This window comes from Paenibacillus chungangensis (genome assembly GCF_042675905.1).
Taxonomy (GTDB): Bacteria; Bacillota; Bacilli; order Paenibacillales; family Paenibacillaceae; genus Pristimantibacillus; species Pristimantibacillus chungangensis.
This window is the reverse complement of the sequence record NZ_JBHTJZ010000055.1, coordinates 1-5,981: the sequence shown is the minus strand read 5'-3', so window position 1 is coordinate 5,981 and position 5,981 is coordinate 1. Positions and strand designations below refer to the sequence as shown.

Below are 5,981 nucleotides of genomic sequence, written 5' to 3'. Positions count from 1 at the left end.
TGATAGATTCCACAAGATGTGCTCCTCTCTCTTTCGCTAGTGTACAGGATCTGTCGATCCTGTACACTAGCGAATCTCATGGGTCTATCTTATATCGCTAAAAAATCGTACTTCGACACCATCCCGCATGAGAAGCTCATCGGAATGGTCAAAGAGACGGTGACAGACGGGAGCGTCCTATCCTTAATCGAGAAATTTCTGAAAGCCGGCGTTCTGGAAGGCGGAAGTTTCCAGCTCAACGAAGAAGGAACGCCTCAAGGCGGTCTATGCAAAGCTTTGCATAAGGCGGTGTCATCTCACCACTCCTATCCAATATTATGTTACACGAATTCGATCAATGGATGGAAGCGAAATTTCTGAGTAAGAAGGTAAGGAAAGATCGCTGGGCTTGGAACTTCGGCATACAGAAAGAGCGCCCTATCGCCATTCGAGAAAAGCGACAATGGAAGCCAGCAATCTCCTAGTGCCGTTATGCTGACGATTTTGTGGTGGTAGTCAAAGGGACCAAGGCACATGCGGACGAAGTGCGAAAAGCATGTCGTTCATTTCTCGAAGATAGGCTGAAACTCACGCTGAATATGGATAAAACGCATATTACGCATGTGAACGACGGGTTCATTTTCCTTGGCCATCGAATTATTCGCAAGCGTGGAGCCAGAGGACGAATGCGACCTGTATCCTCTATTCCTTGGGATAAATACCGCCGTTTCACTGAGAGAGTTGTTAAGCAACTGTCAGGGAATTTCAGCATGAACACCATGGATTTGATTGAAAGCCTGAACCGACAACTTGCAGGATGGGCAAACTTCTATCAATACACAGATTATACCGCAACGATATACGGTAAAGTAGATCGCACGGTTTTCTGGAAACTCGGCTATTGGCTTGCACGAAAGTACAAGCGTGGATTCCGATCATTAATGAGAGAGTATGTCCGATCTCCAGAGAAAGATAAGGCCAAAATCTGGGTACTACAAGGTAAAAACAGCCGGGGATTCTATGGAGAACTGGCGTTGAAAAGGTTAATAACAAGCCGCAAAGGCTGGTTCAAATGGCGTACTCCAGCAGGAAATCCATACATCCTACGCTCAGAGAAACATCGTACAATTGAATCCTATTATGACGAAGTCGCCTTTGCTATGAGCAACACTTAAATGGAGAGCCGGATGCGCTGAGAGGTGCAAGTCCGGTTCGGGAAAGAGAGATGGGGAAATAGTTCGACTACGCCCCATCTCTTATTTCACGCTGGATTAGTGGCGAGCAACGTTTCTTCTTTCTTATGAGCATCCTGGACGTGTTTGACCGTGCAGTAGTGACCTATCATATTGTACTGACGTGTGAAGCGAAACATCTCGTCCAGATCACGCAGGAAGCGCTGATGAAGCGCCAGCTCTTTGACAAGGCAGAAAAGCCCGTCATACGTTCAGACAACGGCCCGCAATTTATTAGCAACTTATTTGGTGATGCCTGTAACGAGTTTGTCATGATTCACGAGCGGATCCCGCCTAAAACACCGAACAAAAACGCTCACATCGAATCCTATCATTCGATCATAGAGGCGGAGTGCTACCAGCGGCATGTGTTTGAATCTTATCCACAGGCCTATGAAGTCGTGAGCCAGTTTATCCAGGATTATAATCGCATCCGTATTCATGGCAGCATCTATGACTTGTCCCCATATGAATACATGGAAGCGGTGAAGCAAGGCATTGTGAAGCCAAAGCAGATTAAGGTTTGATCGTCGGTATTGGTGAAAAATGAAGCAATTTAAAGCAATTCTAAGATTGATACCGAATAAGAGGTGCAGTGTCCACAATAAGGGGGTTTAACCGATTTCTTTGATGCACGGCATTCTATTATGCGAAGGACGCAAAACGATCACTTCGATCCGAAATCATACAGGACAATACCGGGATCTCAGTTGTATCACTCGCTTTCTGAAGGAATCCACGTGGTGCAAGAACCGTGTTCAGCGCCGGCGCATTCAATTTCTAATGGAGCGAATTCGTAGATCTCGCCAGAAAAAGGAAGATAGCAGGAGCTTGTTTTTCTTCATCATCGATGATACCAGCTTTAAGAAAAACAAGAGCACCAAGCGAATGGAAGGCTTGGACTTCCATTTTGCTCACGACGACGGCAAAAGTGTATGGTCGCATTGTATCGTCACGTCTCATCTGGTGACCGACGGCTTCTCCCTGTCTTGGGATTTCCGTCCATACTTTCGGAAGGAATATTGCGAGAAGCATAATCTTCCGTTCAAAAGCAAAAATGACTTGGCCATCCAAATGATCGAGGACTATCCGGCCTCTGATGATGAGCTCGTTTACGTACTGATGGACAGCTGGTATACGAGCGAGAAAATCGTCAACGCCTGTAATGTCAAGGGATTTCACATTATCGCAGCTCTCAAAAGCAACCGCTTGATCGCTCCTGCCGGTATTCGAATTTCGTTAGCTGATTTCACTTCCCAGTACATCCAAAAGTCTGATCTCCGTCCCGTTACCACGGAGAATCGGGAGACGTACTGGATTTACCAATACGAAGGCCCATTGGCTGATATCGAGAATGTCAACGTCCTGATGTCTTGGGAGAACGCTTATGAGTCCGGTAAGAAACCATTCTTTATTCTGTGTACGGATAAGAGTATGGATGTCGTAACCATCCTACGCTATTATGATGTACGCTGGCACATCGAAACCGGCTATCGTTACTTCAAGGATTTAATGGGCTTTGACCACTACCAATTGTGGTCGTTTCAAGCGATCGAGCGTTTTTGGGTGATTCAATTTTTGACACAGAACTTCGTCGAACTGCAGCGCCAAGAATGGTCAAAACCGAACGCCCCGTTAACGTTTGGAGATGTCGTACGACGGATTCGCCACGATTACTTTGGAGAACTGGTCGTGTATGTGTACGAGCAGGCATTGGCGAAAACACCGCTTTTCGACATTTTGAAACGGTTGAAGCTCAACGCTTAAACACCATTTTCGGCTTCATGCTACCAGTCTGTCCTTTGGGACTAATTGATCTGTGTTTTTGCAAGAGTCAAGTTATTAAATAAAAGCCTGCCGATGTGCGGCAGGCTTTTATTCTACTCTCTCCATCAGAAGGTTGGCTTACTGGACATTTTATTCTACTCTCTCCATCAGAAGGTTGGCTTACTGGACACCTTCTGGTTTTTCTCCTTTGGGCAGCGGCTTATATATTGCACCTAACACATCACCTGTTTCACTATCATAAATGCCGGTTACAAATGCGTTGTCCATTCTTCCCCTCTTAGTATCATATCCATCAGGATAATAGGTTTGGACAATCCACACTTTGCGATCCCTTGCAATTTGATGATCCCTGATTTCAGTTTGGCCAGCCATAAATTCTCCCCAAGCTACCAACTCCGTCCGAACTGGTACAGCTCCTTTATCACGAAAGGCAACTTTTTCGATCTCGTCCTCGCTCAAGAAACTGGCATTGTCGGCATTGGCTTTCAAGACTGGTTCAGGATTGTGGTTGTACTGCTCATTTTCTGTACCCAATGTCGGTGTGAATGCTTCAGGAGTCATGTCTTTATTGAAAACGACTGACGCCAAAAGCGCGGTGGCCACAATCGAGCCAAATAACGTGAGAATTACCCGTTTTATTTTCCTGACCGTCACTGACCCTAACGATATAGCTGCCCGGTCATAGAGTTATGAAACCACCTCAATCACTACTTTGTTTGTCTCAAGTTCATAATTTTTTTCACCAATTTTAAACTTCGCAATCGCTGAAATCTCGTAATAACCAGGCTTATCTAATTTATATTCATATTGCTCATTAATCGCAGCTTTTGCTTGAAGGATTCCCATGTTACCGACGTCATGCATCCCGAACGTATTGACTTGTTGCCCCTGGCTGTCCCGAATAACAAAATAAAATACACCTGCTGCATGGCTGATTCCAACAGAGCTATCTTCCAAATTCGTGAGAGTGGCTTTAATCGTGAATCCTTCACTTTCGTTTACTTGAAGCGGAGCCTCGATACTGACAGCATACAAATCTGTTTCAGGAGCAGGAATAGCCTCTCCATCTGTTGTCATAACAGGAACGTGATCCTCCTTTATTTGCGCTTCTGATAATAAAGACGGGTTGTATCCCACCCCAAATAGTGTTGCTGTTAGCAACCAGATAATTATTTTCATCTCAATAACACCTCCTGCTTTACTGACGTCAAAAGAAGCGGAATTGTTTCGCCCGCTTCTTTTGACAGCAATTTACCGGTGTATTTAAAAATAAATTAAGGCGACATTAAAAGACTGGTCATATTCAGATCATTATAGGTCATCCAAATGGGGTCATAAACCTTATAAGTGCCGTTGGCTATGGTGGAATGTCCTGAGAATGTATATTGGCCAGAATGTGTGCCTGCTAAATCAAAAGTCCATGCCTGCCTCGAATTATCCCAAGCATAATCTGTAACAATTGGACCGCCGCTATCCCCGCTTACAGAAGTATAACCAGTAGCTAGAACTTGATTGTCATTATATCCATACCCGTCAGAACCCCACCATATGTCAACGTTTGCATAGCGAATTGTACCGGAAGTAAGGGAGCCTGTTACGGCACCTCTTGCGTAGATCGTGTCTCCAACGGTATCAGAAACATATGTGCCAACAATACGAACCATGCTCGTATACGGTACTCTAGGGTATCCATTATGTGATGAATTAAGTTCAATATATCCAGAATCGCTGACAGCATCAGAACCATTAGGATTCGAAGAAGAAGTTCTATACGTAAAGTTTCCAATTGTCGACGTCGAGTTCGTTGGCTGGTACCATGCAGTTGTCGTATTTTTCGGCACACAATGTCCCGCTGTAACTAAAACTCTTTTTGAGTTGCTTCCAGACCCTACTGTCCCGTAATAACCGGCTGTACATCGTGAGTACGTTGTTACACCGCCCGATGTTTGATAGTTTCCTCCAATCAGTGCTCCTGATGGAATTGATGATCCATAGTCAGTATTATCTGCTTGCTTTTCTGCCTCCACAGTCCCCCTATCGATTTGAATCAAGCCACGCTTCGACACTGCTGCAAGGACTTTTTCTTCACTACCCGCATCATTAAGAATGACAATCAGTGTATTGTTTATGGTGTCGGGGATCAACGCCTTTACTGTTCCTCCAGGAACAGTTGCTTTAATTTTTTCTTTAGCATCATCAATATCTTGTTTGGAATACTTGGTGATCTGGTACTCAATTTTATCGTTGTTCTTAACACTACGATCAATCTGATTTTTAAACTCTTGCGAATCTTGAATCATTTGAATGACGAGCGTTCCCTTGTCAGGATTATAATAAAAACCGGAATAAAGCGCTGGGTTTGCTTCAGTCAATTCCTTAACAATAGGAATATCCTGTTTAACCCTTTGTTTTTCTATATAGTCGTTGAGATCAATGTCATTTAAAGAAGCACCATAAGGATGTGGTATCTCATCGGAGGAATAAGCATCCTTTGTCGCTTCCGCTAGGGACTTGTATACATAGTCCCCATCTTTTGGCGAAGCAGTTACAGAACCCACATTAAGTAACAACAAGGCAACAAGCGCACCAGTCAACAAATTTTTCTTCATGGACACTGACATTCGACTCCTTCCATTCTTTAAGAGATTTTAGTTGCTACTACCGCATCTCCCGAATCAAACCTGACCTCCTTTCTCCAATAGCTGAAGTTGAAGGCGCAGTTGTTTTTCTTCTATACGCCCTCCTATAGATATAGACGTTGCCAACTCCCAAAACCTGACACCATACGCGAATTTTTTTACCCATAGCCTCACTTGCTAACGTATGAACCTCCTTATTTACACTAGATTTCCAATCATTTACTATAGAATTATAATGACATGACTTATGCAGTTCACGAGATTAACTGGTAATTGTGAGAATCTATGCTTGAATAAACCGGCCACCAGGTCATTAAGAGCTGGGGCGGCCAATAAGCCGAAA

Annotated in this window: 6 protein-coding genes and 1 pseudogene; 4 read left to right on the top strand and 3 right to left on the bottom strand. The window is 44.1% G+C overall.

Features of this window, described 5'->3' with window-relative positions; translation table 11 throughout:
- Positions 1-476: 476 nt before the first annotated feature.
- From ACFQ2I_RS19625 to ACFQ2I_RS19610, 4 genes and pseudogenes are all read left to right on the top strand, one after another.
- Positions 477-626, top strand: a pseudogene (locus tag ACFQ2I_RS19625) (hypothetical protein); the annotation flags it as partial.
- A gap of 39 nt (positions 627-665) precedes the next feature.
- Positions 666-1,154, top strand: a complete 489-nt coding sequence (locus ACFQ2I_RS19620) for a group II intron maturase-specific domain-containing protein (protein WP_377567253.1) — start codon at positions 666-668, stop codon at positions 1,152-1,154.
- A 140-nt stretch (positions 1,155-1,294) separates the two neighbouring features.
- Positions 1,295-1,738, top strand: coding sequence for a transposase (locus ACFQ2I_RS19615; protein ID WP_377567251.1), 444 nt, complete (start codon positions 1,295-1,297; stop codon positions 1,736-1,738).
- 103 nt (positions 1,739-1,841) lie between these two features.
- Positions 1,842-2,978: an IS701 family transposase gene (locus ACFQ2I_RS19610; RefSeq protein ID WP_377567255.1), complete on the top strand. Its 1,137-nt coding sequence runs from the start codon at positions 1,842-1,844 to the stop codon at positions 2,976-2,978.
- Positions 2,979-3,158: 180 nt separating this feature from the next.
- Here the strand turns inward: ACFQ2I_RS19610 and ACFQ2I_RS19605 are convergent, their stop codons facing one another.
- From ACFQ2I_RS19605 to ACFQ2I_RS19595, 3 genes are all read right to left on the bottom strand, one after another.
- A complete protein-coding gene (locus tag ACFQ2I_RS19605; protein ID WP_377567249.1) occupies positions 3,159-3,587 on the bottom strand; it encodes a hypothetical protein in 429 nt (142 codons plus the stop codon).
- A 99-nt stretch (positions 3,588-3,686) separates the two neighbouring features.
- Positions 3,687-4,178, bottom strand: a complete 492-nt coding sequence (locus tag ACFQ2I_RS19600) for a hypothetical protein (RefSeq protein ID WP_377567247.1) — start codon at positions 4,176-4,178, stop codon at positions 3,687-3,689.
- Positions 4,179-4,273: 95 nt separating this feature from the next.
- Positions 4,274-5,614 (bottom strand): hypothetical protein, encoded by a 1,341-nt coding sequence (locus ACFQ2I_RS19595; RefSeq protein WP_377567245.1) that lies wholly within the window; start codon positions 5,612-5,614, stop codon positions 4,274-4,276.
- Between the last annotated feature and the right edge of the window lie 367 nt (positions 5,615-5,981).